Origin of the sequence: Aquabacterium sp. (genome assembly GCF_014378415.1) — a bacterium.
Lineage (GTDB): Bacteria > Pseudomonadota > Gammaproteobacteria > Burkholderiales > Burkholderiaceae_C > Aquabacterium.
On the sequence record NZ_JACMNS010000208.1, the window covers coordinates 24216 to 45157 of the forward strand.

Sequence of the window (20942 nt, forward strand, 5' to 3'; positions counted from 1 at the left end):
CAGCGATTGCAAGGTCGGGCTGATGCCTACGATGGCAGGCAAGCAGCGTGCCGCATGGACTTCGCACCGAGGGCTCGATAGGCACGGCACGCTGGTTGCTGATCAGGTTTTGATCAGACAGCGCACCGCGCTTTTTTCTGCAAGGAGCCGCGATGAACTTTCCGCAACGACAGCTCAGCCCGCGAGTGTGGTGCTTGGTGATGTTGTGCGTTGGTTCACAAGTGAGCCATGCCGGCGACGTGCCTGATGAGACGCCCGCCAAGGATGGCCCTTTTGCCAGCAACCTGGAGTACAGCGCCGACGCCCCCGCATCAAGCGACCAGGGTTGGAAGCCGCGCCAGATGAAGCACCATGTGGGCTTGAGCATTGGCTCCGCCCGCTTGCCTTGCATTGAGGGCATGGTCTGTCGCCGCAGTGCCAGGGCCATCACCCTGTACGCCGGTGGCGAGTTCAGCCAGCGCTGGGGTTTTGAGCTGGCCTACATGCGCATGAGCAACCTGGAGCACGTGGGCAATGCCGTTCGCGTCAGGGGTTTGAACGTGAACTTGCTGGGCGAGCTGCCTTTGGGTTCGCGCTTGAGCCTGACGGGCCGCTTGGGCGCCAACTACGCCCGCACTCGGATGGACCTGGCCACCAATCCCGCAGTCCCCACCGGCTCCGCCCAGGGCTTTGGCCTTTCTTACGGCGTGGGTGTGAACTGGGATGTCTCGGAGAGCTGGTCGGCATCGACCGATTTGAACCGCCATGACTTCAAGTTCGTGACCGGCCGCGACAACGTGGACACCGCCACGGTGAGCTTGCGTTTCCACTACTGACAGCATGGCGGGCTGGCCTGATCGACTTTGGGATCTGATGCCGTCGATGTTGCGGCAACCCTTGCAGATCCTGGTCAAAGCGGTGACCCGTTGGTCAGACGACCGAGGCCCCCAGTTGGGCGCGGCCATCGCCTTCTACACGATGTTCGCGGTGGCGCCTTTGCTGGTGGTGGCCATTGCCGTCGCGGGCGCGGTGTTCGGTGAGGACGCGGCCCGCGGCCAAATCGTTGGCGAGATCGAAGGGCTGGTGGGCCAGGCCGCCGCCAAGGGCATCGAGGCCATGATCGAGTCGGCCTGGCGCCATCCCAATGGCCTGTGGGCCAGCTTGCTGGGTGTGGTCACCTTGCTGGTGGGTGCCACGGGTGTGTTCGCCGAGTTGCGCCGCGCGCTCAACGCCATTGCACGCGTGGTACCGGCACCGTCCTCGGCCTTGTCCACCTTTGTGCGCGCACGCCTGATCGGCTTTGCGCTGGTTCTGGGCTTTGGATTTTTGGCCATCGTCTCGCTGCTGCTCAGCGCCGTGCTGGCCGCTTTGAGTGCTTACATGGCGACCCGCTACCCGACCATGGCCGAGCTGATGGGGTTGGTCGATGTGGCCGTGTCCACGGGCGTGCTGGTGATGGCCTTTGCCGCCTTGCTGCGCTGGTTGCCGGAAAGAAAGCCCAGCCGCCTGGCGGTATGGGTGGGGGCGATCAGCAGCGCGGTGATGTTCTCGGTGGGCAAGCACCTGATCGGGCTGTACCTGGTCCATGCCAGTGTGGCGTCGAGTTACGGGGCCGCCGGGTCTTTCGTGGTGGTGATGCTGTGGGTGTATTACTCCGCGCAGATTTTGCTGCTGGGCGGCGCTTTGGGGGCCGTGGTGGACGAGCACTACCCATCGGCGCGCCCGGCACGTGGATTGCCTGTTCAAGGGCATGAATTCCACTGATAAAACCCCACCGCAGGTTGCCACCTTGCCCAGTGCCAAAGGCAAGTCTTCACCCCGTTTGCCCCACGAGCATGATGAGTCAGCCGACAGCCAGACCAGCGAGCCCCGGCCCGAGATGAAACAGGCGCACGCGGACCTTGAACGCGGCTTGGTGGACACGGACCGGTCGCCCGTGACGGACGAGCTCTACAACCGCACCCTCAAGTCGGGAAAACCGACAGGCGGTCAAGCCAAACCGCGGCGTTAAAGCAAAAATCTTGCCCATCGGCACTTGTTGCCGTAAATCGCACCTGCCATTTGAAATTTGCACGCGCGTAGAACGGGCTTTAATACGGTTTCCCCAGGGCAAGCCAATCCGGCACGGGTGTTGCAAAGAGAGTCACTACCATGACACCTCAGAGAGACGCCCCATGAACTCACCGGCCATTCGCCAGGAACACCGGCAGCATCAGGCCCTGACCCCACGCTTGCAGCAAGCGGTGCGCCTTCTTCAACTGTCATCGTTGGATTTTGCCCAGGAAGTGCGCGACGCGATGGGCAAGAACCCATTTTTAGAGTCTGAAGAATCCGCCGGTGCGGATGCCGTCGATGCCACTGAAACCCCCTCGGTGGCCGAGCCAGTGGCCGAGGCCGCCTCCGAATCCCTGGATGCCGAGACCCCTTCTGCCATGAGCGATGCCGAGCCCTCCTGGGAGCGCGACAGCTGGCAATCGGCCACGGGCGCCCGCGCAGGTTCAGGCGGTGATTCAGGCACCAGCATGATCGACATGGTGGCCGATGACCTGGGATTGCGCGCCTACCTGCGCAACCAGATGAATGCCTGGCCTTTGAGCGACCGCGAGCGGGTGTTGGTGGTCACGATCATTGAGTCCCTGGACGACGATGGTTACCTGCGCACGCCCTTGATGGAGTTGTCTGCCTTGACCGGCTTGTCGCCCGTGGCCGATGAGGCCGAGATGGAGGCCGCGCTCGAGCAGGTTCAAACCCTGGACCCGATGGGCGTGGGTGCCCGCAGCGTGTCCGAGTGCCTGCTGTTGCAAGTGCCCTCCATTGAAGACGAACAGATCCGTGACCTGGCCCGCATCATCGTCACGCATTACCTCAGTCGGTTGGCCCAGCGGGATGTGGCAGGGCTGGCCAAAACCCTGAGTTGCAAGGCGGCCGACATTGATGCTGCGTGTGAGCGCATTCGTCACCTGGATCCCAGGCCTGGCTGGCGCTTTGGCACGGCCTCGGACACCCAGTTCGTGACGCCCGATGTGATCGTCAAGCAGGTGCGCGGCGAATGGGTGGCTACATTGAACCCGGCCGTGGTGCCGCGTGTGCGCATTAACCAGATGTACGCCGAGCTGTTCCAAAAGCACCGAGACTCCAACCATGCCGAGCTGGCCGCCAATTTGCAAGAAGCGCGCTGGACCGTGCGCAATGTGGAGCAGCGTTTCTCCACCATCCTGACGGTGTCGCAAGCCATCTTGAAGCGCCAGCACCACTTCCTGGAGTTTGGGCCTTTGGCCATGAAGCCCCTGGGCTTGCGTGAGATCGCCGAAGAGGTGGGCTTACATGAATCGACCGTGTGCCGAGTGACCAACAACAAGTTCATGGCCACGCCGGTGGGTGTGTTCGAGCTGAAGTACTTCTTCTCGCGCGCCATGCCGACGGCCAGTGGCGGTGAGTGCTCGGCCACGGCCATCCGTGGGGTCATCAAAGACATGATTGATGCCGAGAATTTGGTCAGCCCCTTGTCAGACGCGGAGATCGCCCGTCAGCTGGCCAGGCAAGGCCTGAAGGTGGCACGGCGCACCGTGACCAAGTACCGCCAGTTGCTGAAGGTGCCACCGGTGGACCGCCGGCGCAAGCACGTGGTGGCCTGAGCTCAGTCGGGCAAGTCGTCCAGCGAGCGTGGCTCCTGGATGATCTGATGGTTGTGGCCGGCGCGGAACTGGGCAGACATCTCATACGCTGCCTTTCGAAGACGCATGATGGCGCCCAAAGGGCGGTGCGCGGCCAAACCATGCCAGGGGCTGAACGAATAAGTGTCATCGACCACGGCCGAGCGTGCTGCGCTCCAGGCTTTTTGAGGTGGCACCGTGATGCGGGCCACCGCCAGGTAAGCGCTGACCTCTTCGGGCCACACGGCCGAGGCACCTTCAATCGGCATCTTGTCGATGTCCGTGCACAACTGCACCCGCACCTCCCACTCCGCGCTGTGGCTTGAAAAGAAGTCAAGGACAGCATCGCGCAGGCCGTTGGGCTTGTCGTGCAGATCCAGGTGGGCATTCTTCAGCAGCAGCATGCCGGGAGAGATGGGCACCACCGACAGCTTGGCCATGTAGGGGCCATGCAGCATGGGCACTTGCGAATAAAACGTCTCGCCCAGGATGTGGGTTTCGGGGTGGCCGCCGAGGCTTTTTAAGGTGGCACTTTCACCTCCCACGCTTTCAATGACTTTCTCGGCACCACGCGCCACGGCGGAGAGCACTTGTTTCAAGCGGGGCACTTTGTCCGTGGTGGTGGCCAGCAGCTTCAGGCTTCTCAAGAAGCTCTTGCCATTGGGGGCGGCAAAGCGTGGACCGTTGATCAGCACGAAGTCTTGCGTCACCTGGCCTTCTGAACCGGGCAGCCGGGCGCCTTCCACGCCGACCACTTTGATGGCCATGCCCCGTGGGGTCGACACGCTGTCGTGCAGCAAGTCGCCAGGGATGGTCGACAGGCGCATGAAGAGGGGGTAGGCCACGGGGGTGGTGAACAAGCCCTGGGCCAATGCTGGTGGCAAACCAGTCAGCACCCTCAACTGGCCGCGCAGCAAACCATGGCTTTTGGCATGGACGCTGCGCAAGGCATCGCCGTCATCGGCCGAGGTTTTCTCTGAGATGCCGCGCAAGGTCTCCAGCAAGCCGTGCTCGGTCTCGGCTTCGTCTTCTTCAGCATGCTCAAACCGAGCCTCGTAGCGCACAGGAAAGGGCGAGACCACGTCGGGGTTGAACATGATGAAACTCCTTCAGGGTTTGGTGGGAGGCGCCGCCGTGGGCAAGGCCGTCACGCGCCAGATCACGTTGCCCACGTCATCGGCCACCAGCAAAGCGCCTTGCTTGTCGATGACGACGCCAACTGGGCGGCCCAGGGCATCGCCATCCTTGTTGACGAAATCGGTGAGTACATCCAAAGGTTGTTCGCCGGTGGGCTTGCCTTTGCTGAAAGGCACAAAGATCACCTTGTAGCCGCTGCGGGGCTCGCGGTTCCATGAACCATGCTGGCCAATGAACACGCCGTTGGAGAACTGAAGCGGCAGGGTGGTGCCTTGCGAGAAGCTCAGGCCCAAAGAGGCGGTGTGCGGTCCCAATGCATAGTCGGGCACGATGGCCTTGGCGACCAGGCCTGGGTTGGCCGGCTTCACGCGGTCATCGACATGCTGGCCGTAGTAGCTGTAAGGCCAGCCGTAAAAGCCCCCATCCCGGACCGAGGTCATGTAGTCGGGCACCAGGTCGCTGCCCAGTTCATCGCGCTCATTCACGGCGGTCCACAAAGCGCCGCTTTCGGGCTCCCAACCCAAGCCATTGGGGTTGCGCAAGCCCGAGGCAAACACGCGGCGGCTGCCGGTCTTGAGGTCCACCTCCAGGATGGCGGCGCGTTCCTTTTCAGCGTCCATGCCGTTCTCAGCCACATTGCTGTTGGAGCCGACCGTCACGTAAAGCTTGCTGCCGTCTTTGCTGGCGATCAGGTTCTTGGTCCAATGGTGGTTGATGGGGCCGCCCGGCAAGTCGACCACCTTGGTGCCGGATCCCGTGATTTGGCTCTGGCCCGGGGCATAGGTGTATTTCCACACCGCGTCGGTGTTGGCCACGTAGAAGTCATTGCCGACCAAGGCCATGCCGAAGGGCGAGTTGAGGCCTTGCAGGAAAACGGTGCGGGTCTCGGCCACACCGTCGGCATTGGCATCGCGCAGCAGGGTAATGCGGTTGGCGCTCGGCACACCGGCACCGGCTTTGTTCATCACCTTCTTCATCACCCAGCCCTTGAGGCCTTTGCCATCTTCTGGCTTGGGTGGGGCGCTGGTTTCGGCCACGAGCACGTCGCCGTTCGGCAGCACGTACAGCCAGCGGGGGTGGTCCAGCTTGTCGGCGAAGCGGGACACGGTGGTGCCACTGGCGGTTGATGGTTTGCCCCCGGCGGGCCACCCCTTGGCGGGGGCAATGTTCACCGTGGGGATCAAGGACTTTTCAGGTTTGGGCAGTTGGGGGTTCAGGCCCGTGCCGGCGGACACAGGCAATGTCGCATCGGCCCAGGCCACCGCGCCCAATGAGGCCACCAGCGCGGTCAAAGCCAGGTTTCGGACCGAACGTGTTTGCAGCATGGCGAGGCCTTTGTGACGGATTCAGGTGTGTTTTACTGTGGCGTCATCCGGGCGGGCAGGCCATAGGCCTTCGCCTAAGAGCTTGTCAGACATGTCCGACGTGGAGCTGCACCGCCTTGCCCGTGCCAGCGGCCAAGCCACTGACCAAGCTGCCCCAGGCCACATCGATGATCGACAGCTTGAGGGGCCAGTCGCGCAAGGTGGCCAGGTTGGTGATGTCGTAAGTGGCGTAAGCGAAAAATCCAAACAAGGCGCCCATCAGAGCGGCTTTTGTCCAGCCCGGCTCGTCGCCGGTGGGCAGCACGGCAAAGACCACCAATCCCAAGGGAAAGATCAGGTAAAACAAGGCCCCGACGGCCATGTTGGGCTGCGCGGCCATCAGGTGTCCGATGCCTTGCTGGTACCAGGCCTTGGCGATGAACCCCAGCCAGACCATGTCAAGCACCAGCATCACCGCCGCGGTGCCACCGTAAATTTGCAAGTAATTCATTGTGCTCATGCCGGTTGTTTGTTCAGAATGCGCAAGTCGGACTCCCAGTCGCGCAGGCGTTGCGCGGCTTTCTCTTTCTGCACCGGCGTGGTTTGTTGATGCAGGCTCGAGGTCAGCTTGCAGCCTGCCGCGATCCACTGCAGGCGCTGGCCGCGCAAAGGTTCTTTCGGCGGGTCGAAGAACTGCTGGAACAGCTCGCGCAACGCCTGTTGGGCTTGCGCCTGGGTGGCTTTCTGGGCGTTGAGCTGGCGGATCAGTTGCACGAAATCGCGTTGGTAGACCTGGCGCTCTTCAAGCACGTTTTGAGCATTAAGGGGCAATGCGGCGATCTCACTCTTCACGTGATCGCGTTGCGAGGCCTCCAGGCGCCCGTAGAAAATCTCGGCGACCTTGATGACGAATTTGGCGGCAGCCTTGTTGCGATCATCCATGCTGTCCTCCAGGTAGTCGTTGCGAAAATCTTCGTTGGTCTTGGCCTGGTGTTTTTCCAAATGTTTGATCTGATCGGGGCTGAGGGACAGCACCAGATCGGCCATGGCGGGCACGGCCTGGTCAATGGCTTTGCGGCCCCAACCTTCCAGCTCAGTGCGGCGCTCGCAGACCAGCGCGGGCGACACCGGCGCCAGCGCCTCCTTCTCGGCGCGCGCCAAGAAGGGGACATACACCGGCAACTGGGTGCGGCGGTGCCATTGGAACCACTGCTTGATCGCGCCCTTCACCTTCACCGATTGCTCATCAGTGAAATCAAACGCTCGGTTCAACTGCCAGTAAGCCAGGTGATCAGCCTGGTTATAAGCGAGCCTGACGATGCTGCAGGCGGTCAAGGCCAGCACGACCATCATGAGGAGTGAGGCGCTCAGGGAGCGGGTGACTGAGCGGTTGCCTGGGCGGGTGACACGGGGCGTGATCGGCATGGATCCCTTTGCGGTTTGGTTCATGGGCGGGCCACCTTGGTCACCTTGGTGTTGGGCCGATCACCCCTGAGTTTCGCCAGGGCCTGCTGACAACCACCATCGGTCTTGTCGCCCAAGTCAATCAGGGGAATGATGCTGGCCAATGGGTTGACGAAGCCCAAGGCTACTGCTGAAATGATCTTCAGGCCCAAGGGCTTGGCTTCCAGCCTGAATTTGGGGTCGGCAAAAGTGCCTTGCACTTTCAAGGGCGAACGCAATGTCAGGGGGCTGATGTCCTTGGGCTTGGCGGTCATGACCAAGTTCAGGCTTTCGTCCACCAGCGACAGCGAGCCCGAGACCAGGATGGTGGAGTCCTCGGTGTCGATCACCCCAACCTCCGGCTTCAAGGCGCCTCGCTGTGCCTTCACGCGGACCGCAGCGCAGTGCATGGGCATCAGGTCATCGCCGATCACCGCCACACCCAGGGCCTGGGCCACGTCCAGGCCGATGGCCTCCACCACCAAGTGTGAAATGGTGCCATCTTGCACCCAGGCCTGGGCATCGCCATCCATGGTGCCCAGCATCTGGGCGGCCGAATTGCCTTGACCATGCAGCTTGGCGTGCCCGCCCAACTGGCCCGTCACGTAACGATTTTGTTTGCCTTTGTCAGGCTCACCCTGCCCGGCAAACTGGTTGCGGGGGCTCAGCCACTGCTCCAGTCGGATGCCTTTCCAATGCACATCGGCATCCCAAGAGGCAGGCTTTGGATTTCCGTTCAAACTTACGCGCCCGCTGACCTGTCCATCGGCTGTGCTGGCCAACAAGTCCGAGATGGTCAGCACGCCAGATTTCAATCTTAATTGTCCATCCAGCGGTTCGAGTGGGCGATCGAATAAGGCGCCCAGCTCAACGCGCTTCAAGCGCACTTTGATGTCGGCATTCATCGCGTGCAACGAGGGGATGTCAAACGTGCGCTGCGGCACCATCCGGCCCTCAGGCGGAGCCGGGTTGTTGGCCCCCGGGGCCTGCGCACCAAAGGCCGGGGCCAGGTCACTCAAGACAAAGCGTGAACCGGTCACTTCACCGGTGAGCATGGGAACTTTGGGCCGGCGGTCAAAGGTGAATGAGCCACCTAATTGGCTGGTGCCAACGTTCAGGTTGGTTTGCTTGAGTGACCACACATCGCCCTTCCTGCTCAGTTGGCCCTTCAATGAGAACAGCGTGGTCGTGGGCAAGGTCACGCCCGCCGCGTCACCCACGGCCGCCAGGGATGGGCCCGACAGCGTCATGGAGCCATCCAGGTCAGACAGTGTCAGTACGTCCGCGGCTTGGCCATTGAAGCGCAGCCGCGATTGGCCCGCACTCGCTTCCACGGTGATCGGCACCGCCACGGCCGGCCCTGGTGAGGCGGCCAAAGGCAGCACGCCGCTTGACTTGATGTGCAGCTCAAAGGGCCGTTTCAGGTAGTGGCCTTTGCCATTGATCAACAGCCCGCTGGTACCTTGTGCCTGATCACCTTCGGCGGTGCTGACTTGCGCGTCCAGGTTCAACTTCATCAGAGCGTCCTGCATCTGCAGGCGGCCAGCTTTGACCACCAGCCTGTCAAAGCGTGGCAGGCCCAAACCAGGCGAGTCGGTCGTCTTTGCCGACCTTGGTGAAAATTGCCAGTTGGCCTGGCCTTGGGCATCGCGGCTCAAGGCGGCGTCCATGCGGTCCAACTCAAGTGAAGTGATGCGGATGGGCTCATGCGGTCCTGATCGCATCAATCCGAAAACGGTCGAGTAGGGGACCTCAAGCCGAGGGTTGACCGCGTTCAACAGGTCGGGGGCCGAGCCAGGCGAGCCAATCGTCAAGGCGCTGGTGCGCAGCCTGATGGCACCCAGCAGGTGAAGGGCGAACTGGTCACCCAGCACGATGCGCCGTTGCAGCTTCTGGCTGAGGGTGCGCTCAAGAGGCCCCTTCAAAAAAGGCCAGCCTTGGTATTCGCACACGGCCACGGTGGCCATGATCGCCGTCAGGATTCCCAGCGCCAGCAGTGTCCCTTTTTTGCCTTGTTTGATCATCATGCTTTTGAACGGCAAACGGTATGCCTGTCCAGCGAGGGCACGTGCTTTGCTGAACAGGGGGCATCTGCAAGTTTTGGAGAATCAACATGGGCAAGTATGTTTTGGGTTGGTTGTTGGGTGTTCCTGCGGTCGTGCTGGTCATCCTCTATTTGCTCTTCAACTGATCAAGGCGATGAGACCATCATGAAAAACCCACCATTCATTGACATCTTCATGGACTCGTCCATTACCGCCTTGGGCATGCTCCAGGCTGATTCGGTGGCGGCTGAGCCGCCATCGGCCGTGCTGGCATCGCGCCGAGTGGCGGTGCTGGCGGGTGACGGCTTGGATGAGGTGCAGCTTGATGCCGTGCGGCGCGCCTTGGAAATCGGCGGCGCCCAGGTCAATGTGGTTTCTAACCGACGTGGCCCCCTGCTCGGCGAGTCTGGTGGGCAGGTGCCGGTGGACCACCATTGGCTCGACATGCCCTCGGTGATGTTCGACGCGGTGTATGTGCCCGGCGGCATGGGCAGTGTCGCCATCCTGCAAGACGACCCGGACGCGATTCACTTCATGCGAGAAGCCTATGAGCACGGCAAGTCAATGGCTGCGACGGGCCAAGGTGTTGATCTGCTGAAAGCGCTGGGTGTGTTGCTGCCATCGCATGCCGATGATTTGAGCGCCAGCGGCATCGTGACCGATCTGCATGACCAGGGGTTGGACCGCCTGGCTGAACATTTCATCGCGGCCATCGTCAAGGACAGGCATTGGCGGCGCACCGAAGATCTGGACGGCGCCATCACTTCAACGGCATGGCCCGCCAATCAAGGCAGCGTGGGGATCGGGCCGGTTTGACTGCCAGTGCGGGGCAGTGCCCCGCCTTCATGCTCCCAGGTCTGAACCGCTTCCGGTTTGGCCTTGGATCGCAAGGCCATCTGACGTTTTTGCTTGGCCTGACTGCGCAGTGACCAGACGGTGCCGGTGAACAAAGCGGCCAGTGCAAGACGGTAGAGGTTGCGGTTCATGCTGATCTCCTGTGGGTGGTGGGTGAACATCAAACGGCTTGAAGGGTGTTTGAGGTGACCAGCATCAATGAGCTGGCCAAGCCCTGAGAGATTCGTTCGCGGTTCACGCTGACGCCTCGCACAAAGTATTCAGTGAACACCGTGGTCGCGTCGGTCAAAAGGCGAATGCTTTGCAACAGCTTGCGCGCGACGAGTGGCTTGAAGGTGTGGCCGTCGAGCTCGCCTGCATCGGCCTCGGTGACCAAGGCAACATCGTTGCCCACCACCTGACGGCACACCATGGCCAAGGCATCGCACTGCATGGCGTCATGTTGGGCGGGGGGGAGGTCACGCATGGCTTGGGCGATGTCGTTCAAGGCCACGGCAGCCGCCTTCAAGGCGCCATGCAAGCTGACCAGGTTGTCCATGGCGTTCACAGGCGTGACCGCGTCGGCAGCGCTGACGAAGGGCAGCTTCAAGGTGTCGGTCAGGGCCTTGGCCACTTGCTCGCGCACTTGCATCGATGTGCTTTGATGCATGACCAGTTGGTGGGCGCAGGGCAGGGCGGCCATGATGGCGCCATGAGCGAGCGAAAGTTGGGCCACGTGCTCGCTCAATTCCAACTCTGCGCTCAAGCTCGCCAAGGCGGGCAGGAGATTGTGCGCAACGCCCACACTGGCGGCCACGTGCAAGGCCGCGCAAGGGTCTGAGATGATCTGAGAGGTGGCCAGGTCAATGGCCTGGGCCATCGCTGGATTGACCTGTTCCATGTCTCGGCTGGCTTTGGCACACGCGCGTTTGACCATCGCCATGGCCGCGATCAACTCTGAGGGCATGACTTCCATCGGTTTCTTTTGCCCCGTCATTGCCCGCATTTTCCTGGCGCCCTGGATGGGCTGCTCGGTGACATGGGCGGCGTGCGAGGCGTGTTGTTCTGTCCTTGAGGGCATGGGGGTCTCCATCGGCAAGGGCCTGATGCCAATGCATTTTGAACATGGCAATTGGAGGGCCTGAAGCTACATTCGTTACATCTGGAATCAATGCTCGTGAGATCGCTCGGGGCTTGCATGCTTTTCCGCAATCTTTCCCGATTCCAGCCGCAAACCCGCGCCTTGAGGGGCGAAAACAGGGTGGTTCGGAGGTGGCATATAGGTTGCTGAGGCAAAGTGAACCCAAGCTCTCCGAGGAATCCACGTGCCTGCTGCCAACCATACCCGCCCCCAGGTCTTGTATGTGGAAGACCATCCCGTCAATGTGCAGTTGATGCAGGCTGTGTTTGCGCAGCTGCCATCACTGGAGCTCACCATCGCCACCAATGGTGAGGATGGCTACCAGGCCGCGGTGAAAAGGCCGCCAGCCTTGTTGTTGCTGGATCTGAACCTGCCGGATTGCCATGGCACGGAGTTGCTGGAACGCCTGCGTGCGCTACCGATTCTGTCGTCGGTGCCCGCCATCGCAGTGACAGCGGCCGACGTACAACATTTGAGCGAAACCACGTTCCTTGAAGTCTGGCAAAAACCGCTGGACATCCCGGCCATCCTCAATAGGCTTGACCAGTTTCTGCTGGGGCCGCCATCTGTTTTTTTTGCCGAAGCGCCATGGGGCATGAGGGCAAAACCCATGGCTAGTCCGCCTGCTTTCGCCCGCTGATTTGTCCAATTCCCAATGGAGCTCACGATGAAGTCATCTTCTGACCAACGTCATGCATTGCGCGATGAATTCGAATCCAACAAGGCGACGCGGGACGCGTCCAAGTCTCGCAAGGGTTGGTATACAACCCGCAAGGCGCAACTTCAGGTCGAGGCTGCGTTTGCCGAAATCGAAGACGAGCAGGTCGGCCCGGCTTACCGCCGGCTCAATGGCCCAGATCGCCCCATGACGAAGATCCTGGGGGCAGGTCGCCATCCAGGCTGACGGGCACCGTGGAGTATTCCTTGAGGCGGTTGTACAAGGTCTTCAGGCTGACCCCGAGCGTGGCCGCTGTTTTTTCCTTGTGTCGACCCAGGTACTCCAGGGTGGCCAGGGTCACCTGACGCTCGATTTCGGCCAGGGTGGTGCCCACGCGGATCGACAGGATCGGCGCACCGGTCAGCACCGGCAGTGGCGTGTCTGTGGTGGGCAGGCACTCATCGACGATGACACTGCCACGCGCCATCACATAGGCACGGTGAACAATGTTGCGCAGCTCGCGCACATTGCCGGGCCAGCCAAAGTCTGAAAGCCTGCGCAGGGCTTGCGGGTCAAAGGTTTTGAGCTGGCCTTCGCGGCGCGAGATCTCTTGCAGGAAATGCTGGGCGATCAAAGGCACGTCTCCTGCGCGCTCGCGCAAAGCGGGCAGGTGGATCGGGAAAACGTTCAGGCGGTACAGCAAATCTTCCCGCAATTTGCCGTCTCTCACGGCTTGCATGGGCGGGCGGTTGGTGGCCGCGATGATGCGCACGTCGGTTTCCTGAATCTGGGTGGAGCCCACGCGCATGAAGGTGCCTGTTTCCAACACACGCAGCAGCTTGACCTGCAGGTCCAGCGGCATCTCGGTCACTTCGTCCAGGAACAGGGTGCCGCCGCTGGCGCGTTCAAAAAACCCCTGGTGCTGGCGATCGGCGCCGGTGAAGCTGCCTTTCTCGTGGCCGAAGATTTCGCTCTCGATCAGGTGAGGTGAGATGGCGCCGCAATTGACGCCCAGGAAGGGCCGGCCACGCCGACGGCTCAGGTCGTGAACCGTGCTGGCCACGACTTCCTTGCCGCTGCCGCTTTCACCGGTGATGAACACCGTGACGGCCGTGCCGGACACGCGCAGGATCTGCTCGTACACCTGGCGCATGACGGCCGAGCGGCCCCACAACAAGCCAAAGTGGCCTTCTTCTTCCAGGCCTGTTTGCAGATCGGCCGCTTCAGCCTTCAAGGCCGAGGGCTTGGTCACGCGCGACAAGATGCCGTGCAACTGCTTCATGTTGACGGGCTTGACCAGGTAATCCACCGCACCCAGGCGCAGTGCCTGGATGGAGGTTTCCAGGCTGGCATGCCCGGTGATCAGCACCACCTCGGTGTTGACCAGGCTCTTGCCGTCGTCAAACAACTGCATGCCGCTGCCATCGGGGAGCATCAAATCCAGCAAAACGATGTCGGGTTCTTGCAGCGCGAGCTGCTTGCGTGCGTCACGGAGCGAGCCTGCGGTCGCAACGGTGAAACCTTCCATCGCGATCAATGTCGCCATCATCTCCGCCGAGTCGGCTTCGTCATCCACCACCAATGCGTGAGGCATTCCAACATCCTTGAAAGTGTAAAAACCAGTTCAAAACGATTATGAGCGATCACCCGCCATGTGTCCGTAACTTCCCTGAGATTTCGAAGCAGGTGGGTGCTGGAATTCAGGGCGGCAACGCACAAAGGCGCCCCGAGGGGGTCCCGGGGCGCCAGACAGAAGGAGAGGGTGGGCTTGGCTCACAACCGGTGGCATCAACCCAGGCGCACCTTTTCGTGTTCTCCCAGGTGGGTGGGCGGTTTGCCGGTGATGGCGGCTTGCGCCATCTTGAACAACTGGACCATTTTGCTGCTTTTGATGTCCCAGTATTCTGCTTGGTGGATGTCAACCGCCAGCAAAGCGAGGTCTGGGTCATCGACACCGCCCGGAAACCAGGCCTGCGACAGGGTCGACCACAACGCCTGCTTTTGTTGAGGGTCGTTGACCAGGCGCGCTCGCCCGCTGATCGACACGTAGCGGTCATCTGCGGGTGAGGCGTAGGCCAGGTTCACCTTGGGCCGAACCAGCACATCGCGCACGGTCTCACTGCGTGCCGAGATGAAGAACCAAAGCACTTGCCCCTCGTCCTCCTTGCGGTTTTGCGTGGTGAGTGGGGTTGAGCACAGATCGCCTGATTCTGTTTGCGTGGTGAGCATGCCGAAGCGGATATCGCGGATCAGTTTCCAGAGTGATTGTTCGTGTGTGGTGGATGCAGTCATGGCTTGTTTCCAGTTCCAGGTTTTGGCAGGTGATGGCGCACAACGCCATGGGCGTGGGCATCACCGGGGGTTCCCGCACGGGGATCTTGATCTCGTCGGGTGGCGGGTCTTCCACTTCCGGCGGTGGCAGATCCGGTCCGGGCGGCGGCGGGGTTGGGGGCAGCTCAGGGCTGTAAGGCGGGGCCGGAGACGGCGCCGGAGCGGGGCCCAGGTGCGTGCGAAGGCTAAGGTGGTCGTTCATGGACTGAGCAGGCAGACGGTGCCGTAAAAATGACGCATGGAGGGTCAGGCCTCGTCGATGGCGTCATTGATCTTGCCCTTGGCTTCTTCAGCCCGGCCGGAGACTTGGTCTTTGTTCATGGTCAAACTCCTGAGGGATGCAGTGGATGAGTTCACCGTGATCTCATCTCAATGACATCTCGGCAAATGGCAGGCCCACGCCCGTAAAATTCAGATGGGATTGAGGCGGGCACAAACTTTGCTATATCAACCTGAACTCGATCCGAGTTTGTCTTTTTATCCGGGGGAATACACATGGGCTTGAAACTCTTAACCGTTGCCATTGCCAGCGTTCTGGCATTCAATGCACACGCCAACACCATTGACTGGGGAACACACGGAAAGCTTGAGTTGGGCACCAACCTGTCCGAGCCTGGTGACATTGACGACATCTTCACCTTTGTGCTGGGCGACGGTGGCAGCGTGGTGAGCTCCGCTGTGGCGCTTGGCTCGCCGGGCTTGTTGAACATTGCCAACGGCACGGTCAAGCTCTACAGGGAAACCGGTATCGAAGATGCTTTCCTGGGCAGCTATGCCTTTGACGGCACCACGGGCAGCACCTTCCACACTTTTGACATCACAGCACCTGGCGCCTACTACTACAACGTGGTGGGTCAGGCCACGGGCGCGTTTGGCGGTTTTTACTCGCTGAGCTCGGCCACCACCGCGGTGCCAGAACCCACCACCCTGGCGCTGATGCTGGCGGGTCTGGTGGCTACGGGCAGCATGTACCGTCGCCGCTATCAGTCCTGAGCCGTTCAACTGCAACCCAATCACGCTTGACGGTGTAAAAAAGCGCTCTTCGAAGCGCTTTTTTTTTACACAGACATTCTTCGAGCCGCACTTTTGTCCAGCGCAGTCTCCAATGTCTGGAGCACCATCTGCGAGTCGATCGGCTTGCCCACATGCTCGTCAAATCCTGCGGCCAGCGCGCGTTGTCGGTCCTCCGTTCGCGAGAAAGCAGTCAGTGCCAGGGCCACCAGTCGAGGTCGGTGCAGGCGGGCTTCCAGTTCGCGCACCCGGTGGATGAAGGCGTAGCCATCTTCGTCCGGCATGGCGATGTCCGAGATCAAGGCGTCGGGTTGTTCTTCGGGGGGGGCATTGGCCAAGTGCTCATACGCACCGGCCGCGCGGTCAAAGCTGAGCAGCTCAACTTGGGCGTCTCGCAGCAGCAGCTCGAGGATCTCTCGTCCATCGGGGTCGTCCTCAACCACCACCACGCGCTTGCCGACCAATGTGCTCAGGGACAGATGGCGCGGCGACGCGGGGTGGACAGGCAAGCTGGTGTGGTCGGGTAACTCGATGGTGAACGTGGCGCCCAAGCCCACCCCGTCGCTGCGCGCTTCAATGCGGCCGCCGTGCAGCTCAATCACCTGTTGCGCCAGCGACAGGCCCAGGCCCAAGCCGCTTTGGCGGCGGGTGCTGGAGCTGTCGGCCTGCTGAAAGCGGTTGAACAAAAATGGCAGTTGCGTTGGCGCCAGGCCAATGCCGCTGTCCATCACTTCAATGGCCACCGCTTGATCTTTGCGAAGGGTGCGCACATGGACGATGCCATCTTCTGGCGAGAACTTGATGGCGTTGGACAGCAGATTGGTCACTGCTTGCTGCAAACGGTCCACATCGGCAGAGACGGGGCCAATGCTGTCGTCGTGGCTCACGTTCAGGGTGATCCGCTTGGCGGCGGCCCGGTCGTGCATGGACGAGGCCGCATCGTCGGCCAGGGACGCCAGATTGGCGCGTCCCCACTGCAGCTCCAAGGTGCCACACAGGATGCGTTGGCTGTCCAGCAGATCGTCCACCAGGTGGGCTTGCGCCTGGGTGTTGCGGTCGATGGCGTCCAGGGCTTTTTCTTGCAGCGCGTTGAGCGGCCCGGCCCGCCGCAGCACGTGTGCCCAACCGCGCATGGCGTTCAACGGCGAGCGAAGCTCGTGGGTAACCACCGCCAGGAATTCGTCTTTGGACAAGGCCAGCGCCTCGGCCTCCCGGCGGGCCATTTGCTCGCGTTGCAGCATCTGCTCGCGCTGGATCTCGGCTTGTTTGCGCTCGGTGATGTCTTCGGCAATGCCGCCCACCCGAACTGCCTGGTCCAGGGCATCGCGCACGTAAAAGCGCCGATCGCGGATCCAATGGCATTGTCCGTGGGCATCCAGGATCTGGTACTCGCGCACTGAGTTCTCGGAGGCCGGGGTGTCTGCGAAGAAGGGTGTGGGCAAGAGGTGGGCGTGCTTGGTCACCACGGCTTGATTCCACAGGGACGGGTCTTGCAGCAAGGCATCGCTGCTGGTGCCCCAGAAATGTTCGAAGCGCGAATTGACGTAAAGCAACTGTTGGGTGGTCAAGTCCGCCAGCCAGAACACGTCGTCGCTGCTTTCGGTGAAACGCTGGAACGGCATCTCACTCATCACAAGTTCAAAGCCTTGTGCGGTGACGGAAGAAACCTGGTGGTTTGTCATGGCAGACCGCGCTAGCAGTACTCCTGTTTGCGTGCTGGTGCAAGATGCGGCAGCGCTTACATCGTCCAGAAAATCTTGCCGATTTCTGGCTTGAAAACCGGGGTTTTCATTGGGTTCGTCCATGTCATGCACAAGGCATGCCATTTGCCAATTTCGGCTGTCTTTTCAATTCAGGAGAATCTCGATGAATGACAGAACGAAAACCTTACTTCAAGACGGCGACTCTTTCGACTCCGGCGCTGCGGTGGACCGCGTGGCGCAACGGGCCCACGAGGCCATTGACAGCGTCGCGGCAAAAGCCAAGCCAGCGGTGGAGCGCGTTCACTCCGCGGCCAGCCAGGCGGCAGATGCCTTGCATGCCAAAGCCGATGCTTTGGGTGAGCTGGAGGAGCAATGGCTGGACAGTGCCCGCACGCACATCCGCGAACAGCCTTTGACCGCGATTGCCATTGGTTTGTTGGCCGGTTTGTTGCTGAGCCGACTGGCGCGCTGAAGCTGGGCGAATCAGCATGGTCCGCTGGGTCATGTCAGTGTTCTTTCAGTGGCGCAAGCCAGATTGGTTTGCTCACCTTCATGCCAGCAATGGCCATGCCCAGAGGCGTGTTGCTCAGACCTTGTTCATCAGGTGTTCCAAGGCGACGGGGTCTACCGGCTTGACCAGGTGGGCGTCAAAGCCGGCTGCCAGAGCCTGGGCCACATCCTTGGGTTGACCATAGCCTGACAAGGCCACCAGCTGCCCCTTGTACCCAGCCTGGCGGATGCGTTGCGCGGCCTCGTAGCCGTTCAGTTTGGGCAGACCGATGTCGATCAAGGCGATGTCAGGTTGAGTGTTGATCACCAGTTGGGCGCCCGCCTGACCATCTTCGGCGGTGAACACGCTGTGCCCGGCCAAGGCCAGCAAAACCTGCAGGGCTTCGCGAACATCCTCGTTGTCCTCGACCACCACCACACGCCGATTCGCCGTCAATGTGTTCGCCGGGCTGGGCAGTGCGGCGCTTTCAGGCAGCACCAACGGCAGCCGAACCACGAAGGTGCTGCCTTGCTGGTGCCCATCGCTGCGCGCGGCCACGCTGCCGCCATGCAGTTCGGTCAAGCGGCGGACCAGGGTCAGGCCAATGCCCAGCCCACCTTGCCGGCGGTCCAGTGATCGGTCGCCTTGCACGAACAAGTCAAACACCCGCGACAGCAGCGGCTCGGTCATGCCCACGCCGCTGTCGGAGACTTCCAGCACACCCATGTCGCCTTCCTTGCGCACGGTGGCCTTGATGTGTCCACCATCTGGCGTGTACTTCAGCGCGTTGGTCAACAGGTTGTAAATGATCTGCTCGATGCGCGTGCCGTCGGCCTGCACCCAAACCTCGTCCAGCTCGATCTGAAGTGTGTGGGCCTTCAGCATGCCGGACACCTCCAGGGTGGTCACCAGGCGCTGCGTGGCCTGGGCCAAGTCAAGGGGGTGGCGGGTCAGCATGATCTTGCCGGTGATCACGCGGGCCACGTCCAGCAGGTCGTCCATCAGGCGGGCCAGGTGCCGGGTCTGGCGGGCGATGATTTGGCGAGCGCTCAAGGCGGCGGGGTTTTCCGAGCCCAGGCGGTTGAGCACTTCGGAGGCAGCGGCGATGGCGCCCAGGGGGTTGCGCAACTCGTGGCCCAGCATGGCCAGGAACTCATCCTTGGCGCGGTTTGCGTTTTCGGCCTCCACGCGCGCTGCCTGCTCTCGGGCCACGAAGTCGGCCCGGGCCAGCTCAACCGACTTTTGCTGCGTGGCATCCACCATCACGCCGATCATGTGCAAGGGTTGGCCGGCCTCGTCGTACTTCAGCACCACGCGGCCCGACAGCCAGCGCACCGACTGATCTGGCGGGCAGGTGCGGAACTCGAACACAGCTTGCTCCTGCTTCTGGCGCGCGGCGGCTTGCAGGGCGTCCTGCACCTGTTGGCGGTCTTTCTCATCAATGAGCTTGATCCAGGCGTCCCAGGTGCCGTCGAACTCCACGAGCTTGATGCCAAACAGCGGGGCCATGCCCGATGTCCAGGTGGTGCGGTCGGGCACGAATTCGTAGTCGAAAAAGCCCACGTGACCGGCGGCTTGCGCGAGCTCCACCATGTGCTGGCTTTCGCGCAGGCGGCGCTCGGCGGTGACCAGGGCTTCTTCGGCGCGCTTGCGCTCGGTGATGTCGGTGTAGGCGCCGATGGCCCCGCGAGGTTGGCCAGCGTGGTCGTACAAAGGCACGGCGTGGGCGATCAAGCGCAGGGTTCGGCCGTCCTGGTGCACCACGTCCAGCTCGACGTCGCTGGTTTTGGCGCCGGTCAAGGCGGCGTGCTTCAGGGGCTGCTCATCGGGCAGCAGTTCTTGCCCCTCTTTGAGCACCACGTGCGGGGGCAGGTGGCCGTCTGCCAGTTCATTGAACATGGCGGCCAGCGCGGGGTTGCGCAAGACGCTGTGGCAGTCCTTGTCCTGCGCGATGGCCAGGCCAATGGGGCTGCTCTGGAACAGGGTTTCAAACTCATCGGCCTTGGCCTGCAGCCGCTCGCGGGCCAGCTCGCGTTGCAGTTCAAGCACGCGCAGTGCGCTTTGCAGCAAGGCGAGTTCACGCACTTCGCTGGGATGCTGCACGGCCTGTGGCCCGCCCACGGCCAGCTGCTGCAAGGGCTTGGTGACGCGCCTGGCCACCAGCATGGCCAGCGCCAGGCCCGCGATCAGGGACAACGTCCCGGCACCCAGCGCCATGGCGATCGACCGGGCATGGTTGCGGTCGATGGGCGCGGCGGGCACGCCCACGCCAATGCCCCAATCCGCCATGGGAATGCGTTTCCAGGCCACGTACACATCGGTGCTCTTGTCGCTCGCCATCTGAGCGCGCTTAATGCCCGCGAGCTGGCTGCCCATCACTTGCTGAGCGGCCAGCGGCAGCGGTTGGCCCACAAAGCGCTGGGGATCCAGGCTGCGGGCGATGATCTGAAACCGCGAATCAAAAATCGACACGAAGCCCCCCGGCGCGATCGTGACCCCGGTCATCAGCTTTTGCCAGTTGGCCGGCGTGATCCAGGCGCCCAGCGCGTACTTGACCTTGCCCTGCACGAACACGGGCACCAGAACCCCGGTGGTGCGCTGTCCGTTGGGCCCCTCCATCAGGCTGGTCACTTCGGGCTCGCCAGTGCGGATCAGGCGTTCCAAAGCCGATCTATCGCTGATTTTTTCAAGGGGTTTGCCCATGGGCTGGCGGGTGTTGAAAATCACCTCGCCATTGAGTTCGACCAGGTAGGCGCTGCTCCAGGTGCTGCGCATTTTTGGCAGGGCCGTGAGCGTGGCAAAAAATCCGGCAACGTCGTCCCGCTGCAGGGAGTCGGAATACGACAGGATGGCCAGCGCGTCGATCGACGACACCATTTCGCGCTCGACCGTGAGCGCAAAGGTAGACGCGGTGCGCAGCAGGCTGTCTTCCAGGGCCTTGTTGCCGGCCAAGGTCTCCTGGACGACCAGGTAGCACGCCAGCCCGGACATGGGCACCGTGGCCACAATGATGACCGCGGTGAGGTAGCCGCGCAACGAGGCCAACGGCCAATGGAAGAGGTCGTGCAACTTGCCAAGGCGAGACCGCAGATTCTGCAAGAAATGGGGCATGGGGGTTTGCATTGGCCAACAACCCCGCCATGTTGACACAGGCCGATCAAGCTCGCTCCTGGCGGGCCCAGGCGGTTGTAGACTGCCCACCATTCCCTGGCG

20 protein-coding genes are annotated in these 20942 nt (G+C 61.8%); 9 read left to right on the forward strand and 11 right to left on the reverse strand.

The genetic code is table 11. From position 1 onward, the window contains the following. Positions 1–152 precede the first annotated feature (152 nt). From H7225_RS17795 to H7225_RS17810, 4 genes are all read left to right on the forward strand, one after another. Positions 153–815, forward strand: coding sequence for a porin family protein (locus tag H7225_RS17795; RefSeq protein WP_290664268.1), 663 nt, complete (start codon positions 153–155; stop codon positions 813–815). 4 nt (positions 816–819) lie between these two features. Beyond that, the gene (locus H7225_RS17800; RefSeq protein ID WP_290664270.1) at positions 820–1743 is read left to right on the forward strand and encodes a YihY/virulence factor BrkB family protein; all 924 of its coding nucleotides are present in this window, start codon (positions 820–822) and stop codon (positions 1741–1743) included. Next, the gene (locus H7225_RS17805) at positions 1730–1990 is read left to right on the forward strand and encodes a hypothetical protein (protein ID WP_290664272.1); all 261 of its coding nucleotides are present in this window, start codon (positions 1730–1732) and stop codon (positions 1988–1990) included. The genes H7225_RS17800 and H7225_RS17805 overlap by 14 nt, the downstream gene beginning before the upstream one ends. Positions 1991–2153: 163 nt before the next feature. Continuing rightward, positions 2154–3614: an RNA polymerase factor sigma-54 gene (locus tag H7225_RS17810; protein WP_290664274.1), complete on the forward strand. Its 1461-nt coding sequence runs from the start codon at positions 2154–2156 to the stop codon at positions 3612–3614. 2 nt (positions 3615–3616) lie between these two features. Here H7225_RS17810 and H7225_RS17815 read toward each other — a convergent pair whose 3' ends face one another. From H7225_RS17815 to H7225_RS17835, 5 genes are all read right to left on the reverse strand, one after another. Further along, positions 3617–4729 carry a catalase family protein gene (locus H7225_RS17815; RefSeq protein ID WP_290664276.1) on the reverse strand — a complete coding sequence of 371 codons (1113 nt, stop codon included), beginning with the start codon at positions 4727–4729 and terminating at the stop codon, positions 3617–3619. A gap of 12 nt (positions 4730–4741) precedes the next feature. Next, positions 4742–6094 (reverse strand): sorbosone dehydrogenase family protein, encoded by a 1353-nt coding sequence (locus H7225_RS17820; protein ID WP_290664278.1) that lies wholly within the window; start codon positions 6092–6094, stop codon positions 4742–4744. An 85-nt stretch (positions 6095–6179) separates the two neighbouring features. After that, on the reverse strand, positions 6180–6593 hold the full coding sequence (locus tag H7225_RS17825; RefSeq protein WP_290664280.1) for a DUF2177 family protein: 414 nt from the start codon (positions 6591–6593) through the stop codon (positions 6180–6182). Continuing rightward, positions 6590–7522 carry a DUF6279 family lipoprotein gene (locus H7225_RS17830; RefSeq protein WP_290664282.1) on the reverse strand — a complete coding sequence of 311 codons (933 nt, stop codon included), beginning with the start codon at positions 7520–7522 and terminating at the stop codon, positions 6590–6592. Before H7225_RS17830 ends, H7225_RS17825 begins: the two co-directional genes overlap by 4 nt. Then, positions 7519–9543, reverse strand: a complete 2025-nt coding sequence (locus H7225_RS17835) for an AsmA family protein (RefSeq protein WP_290664284.1) — start codon at positions 9541–9543, stop codon at positions 7519–7521. Before H7225_RS17835 ends, H7225_RS17830 begins: the two co-directional genes overlap by 4 nt. A 183-nt stretch (positions 9544–9726) precedes the next feature. Here H7225_RS17835 and H7225_RS17840 point away from each other — a divergent pair, with 183 nt between their 5' ends. Beyond that, positions 9727–10377 (forward strand): DJ-1/PfpI family protein, encoded by a 651-nt coding sequence (locus tag H7225_RS17840; protein WP_290664286.1) that lies wholly within the window; start codon positions 9727–9729, stop codon positions 10375–10377. Here the strand turns inward: H7225_RS17840 and H7225_RS17845 are convergent. Together H7225_RS17845 and H7225_RS17850 are read right to left on the reverse strand one after the other, a co-directional pair. Beyond that, positions 10347–10547 (reverse strand): hypothetical protein, encoded by a 201-nt coding sequence (locus H7225_RS17845; protein WP_290664288.1) that lies wholly within the window; start codon positions 10545–10547, stop codon positions 10347–10349. The two genes, H7225_RS17840 and H7225_RS17845, sit on opposite strands and share 31 nt — an antisense overlap. Positions 10548–10576: 29 nt before the next feature. After that, complete coding sequence (locus H7225_RS17850) at positions 10577–11476, reverse strand: hypothetical protein (RefSeq protein ID WP_290664290.1); 900 nt, start codon at positions 11474–11476, stop codon at positions 10577–10579. 244 nt (positions 11477–11720) lie between these two features. Here H7225_RS17850 and H7225_RS17855 point away from each other — a divergent pair, with 244 nt between their 5' ends. Continuing rightward, the gene (locus tag H7225_RS17855; protein ID WP_290664292.1) at positions 11721–12176 is read left to right on the forward strand and encodes a response regulator; all 456 of its coding nucleotides are present in this window, start codon (positions 11721–11723) and stop codon (positions 12174–12176) included. Between the two features lie 27 nt (positions 12177–12203). Continuing rightward, positions 12204–12440: a hypothetical protein gene (locus tag H7225_RS17860; protein WP_290664294.1), complete on the forward strand. Its 237-nt coding sequence runs from the start codon at positions 12204–12206 to the stop codon at positions 12438–12440. Here the strand turns inward: H7225_RS17860 and H7225_RS17865 are convergent. Beyond that, complete coding sequence (locus tag H7225_RS17865) at positions 12382–13788, reverse strand: sigma-54 dependent transcriptional regulator (protein ID WP_290664296.1); 1407 nt, start codon at positions 13786–13788, stop codon at positions 12382–12384. The two genes, H7225_RS17860 and H7225_RS17865, sit on opposite strands and share 59 nt — an antisense overlap. Positions 13789–13982: 194 nt before the next feature. Continuing rightward, a complete protein-coding gene (locus H7225_RS17870) occupies positions 13983–14486 on the reverse strand; it encodes a pyridoxamine 5'-phosphate oxidase family protein (protein ID WP_290664298.1) in 504 nt (167 codons plus the stop codon). 534 nt (positions 14487–15020) lie between these two features. On the opposite strand from H7225_RS17870, the gene H7225_RS17875 reads away from it, so the two are divergent. Further along, positions 15021–15518, forward strand: coding sequence for an FxDxF family PEP-CTERM protein (locus H7225_RS17875; protein ID WP_290664300.1), 498 nt, complete (start codon positions 15021–15023; stop codon positions 15516–15518). 65 nt (positions 15519–15583) lie between these two features. On the opposite strand, the gene H7225_RS17880 is transcribed toward H7225_RS17875, so the two are convergent. After that, complete coding sequence (locus H7225_RS17880; RefSeq protein ID WP_290664302.1) at positions 15584–17167, reverse strand: ATP-binding protein; 1584 nt, start codon at positions 17165–17167, stop codon at positions 15584–15586. 235 nt (positions 17168–17402) lie between these two features. Between H7225_RS17880 and H7225_RS17885 the strand changes: the two genes are divergently transcribed. Beyond that, complete coding sequence (locus tag H7225_RS17885) at positions 17403–17711, forward strand: hypothetical protein (protein WP_290664304.1); 309 nt, start codon at positions 17403–17405, stop codon at positions 17709–17711. A 114-nt stretch (positions 17712–17825) separates the two neighbouring features. Here the strand turns inward: H7225_RS17885 and H7225_RS17890 are convergent, their stop codons facing one another. Then, entirely contained in the window at positions 17826–20840 is a 3015-nt protein-coding gene (locus tag H7225_RS17890; RefSeq protein WP_290664306.1) for an ATP-binding protein, read from the reverse strand. Positions 20841–20942 lie beyond the last annotated feature (102 nt).